General features: G+C 69.4%; 3 protein-coding genes. All 3 read right to left on the bottom strand.

Translation table 11 applies throughout. From position 1 onward, the window contains the following. The coding region (locus E1287_RS43305; protein WP_131971984.1) for a winged helix-turn-helix domain-containing protein at positions 1 to 167 on the bottom strand (167 nt) is incomplete at its 3' end. 1 nt (position 168) lies between these two features. Then, positions 169 to 543 carry a hypothetical protein gene (locus tag E1287_RS43300; RefSeq protein WP_131971981.1) on the bottom strand — a complete coding sequence of 125 codons (375 nt, stop codon included), beginning with the start codon at positions 541 to 543 and terminating at the stop codon, positions 169 to 171. A 65-nt stretch (positions 544 to 608) separates the two neighbouring features. Beyond that, positions 609 to 890, bottom strand: a complete 282-nt coding sequence (locus tag E1287_RS43295; protein WP_131971978.1) for a hypothetical protein — start codon at positions 888 to 890, stop codon at positions 609 to 611. Positions 891 to 1,198 lie beyond the last annotated feature (308 nt).

Raw genomic sequence — 1,198 nt, 5'->3', positions numbered from 1 at the left:
AGGGTGGACAGGGCCCGCCGCACGGTGTTGCGGGCTACGCCGAACTCGGCGCAGAGCGCGGCCTCGCCCGGTAGGCGTGTGCCGGGGGCGTAGGTGCCGTCTGTGACGCGTTGCCGTAGCGCGTTGGTGATCTGGACGTACGCGCCCCATGCCGTGCGGCGGGCCATGTCAGAACTGCTCGTCTCGAAGGGCGTCGAACGCTGCCGAAACCCAGGGCGTGAGAAGGATGTTGAGCTTGTCCGCAGCGAGGTCGACGCGATTGCAGGGCGTCAGCCACAGGCCGGTGCTCGACTCATACCACCACTCGCCGTTACCCCAAGCCACAGAGATGCTCTCGCCGATGGTCGGGGCGTTCTTGGGGTACACGCGCAGCATCGGGCGGTGCCTGCCGGTGCGGATCTCGGTCATCCAGCCGTCGCGGCGAAGGGCGTGAGCGAGGCGGGCGAGGTACCAGAGTCCTCGCCATAGGCCGCTGTAGGTGGGCAGAGGCAGCGCGGTCGGTGCATCCGGGGGATTGCCACCCACCGACCGCGCCACCTCCATCCCTCCCCATGAGACCGCCCTCCCCGTGGCGGTCCCCTCAGGTGACGGCTGCGAGTCTCGCGCCATCACCAGGTCCCGGCGCGCACGACCAACGCGCGGGCGGCCTCGTCGACGAGCGCCCTGCGCAGCTCGGCGGCGCTCGACCGGATCACCGTGGGGTCGACTCCGGCGGTCGTGTCGTGCAAGCTCGCCACCCAGTCGCCGAGACGTCCGTCCCGTTTCACGCCGCGCCAGATCCGGTGACCGGTGAAGTCCTGGCGCAGCGCGGCGAGTGCCTCGTCCGCCTCACGCTCCGAATCGGTGTCTTGCTGGGTCGAAGTGGCCTTCTGGGGCCATTCGCTGGGCATGGGTCATCTCCTCGGCTTGCGTGCGGGTCATCGGGCGAAGAGGCGCGGTCTTCGCCGGTGACCTGAGCCTTTCGCCCAGGTCGGGACCTCTCCACCGGCATCTAGGGACGTCTAGGGACGTCTTCTGTTAGCGTCGGTCCTGCGTCGTTGTCCCTTGCGCATGCGGGAGGTTCGGTGAACGACTTGTTGCGACGCGCCCTTGCCGACGCGCACATGACCGAAGCCGGCGTTGCGGCCCGCCTGGGCGTCGACCCCAAAACCGTCCACCGATGGGTCGCCGGACGCCTGCCCTACCCACGCCACCGGAC

The organism is Actinomadura sp. KC06, from assembly GCF_004348735.1.
Taxonomy (GTDB): Bacteria; Actinomycetota; Actinomycetes; order Streptosporangiales; family Streptosporangiaceae; genus Spirillospora.
The sequence above is the reverse complement of the archived record's forward strand: the minus strand, read 5'-3'. Positions and strand labels throughout refer to the sequence as shown.

Coding starts and splice junctions, on each gene's coding strand:
- E1287_RS43300 (WP_131971981.1), bottom strand. CDS start 543: ATGGAGGTGGCGCGGTCGGTGGGTGGCAATCCCCCGGATGCACCGACC.
- E1287_RS43295 (WP_131971978.1), bottom strand. CDS start 890: ATGCCCAGCGAATGGCCCCAGAAGGCCACTTCGACCCAGCAAGACACC.